The organism is Burkholderia sp. SIMBA_062, assembly GCF_046534765.1.
GTDB lineage: Bacteria > Pseudomonadota > Gammaproteobacteria > Burkholderiales > Burkholderiaceae > Burkholderia > Burkholderia ambifaria.
This window is the reverse complement of the sequence record NZ_JAWRYD010000725.1, coordinates 1-205: the sequence shown is the minus strand read 5'-3', so window position 1 is coordinate 205 and position 205 is coordinate 1. Positions and strand designations below refer to the sequence as shown.

Here is a 205-nt window from a genome sequence, read left to right as displayed (position 1 = left end):
TGCTCAACAAGCAGAGCCGTGCGGTGAACTACGTCTGGAACTTCTGCAATGACACGCAGAAGCACGCGCTCAAGTGGCGCAAGAAGTGGTCGACGGGATTCGATCTGAACGTGCTGACGATCGGCAGCAGCAAGGCGCTCGGCATCCACTCCGGCACGATCAACGCGACGTGCGAGCAATACGCGAAGTCGCGCAGTCAGCACCG

General features: G+C 60.0%; 1 pseudogene. It reads left to right on the top strand.

The window, feature by feature from the left end:
- Nucleotides 1-205: pseudogene (locus SB786_RS38080) on the top strand (RNA-guided endonuclease TnpB family protein); the annotation flags it as partial.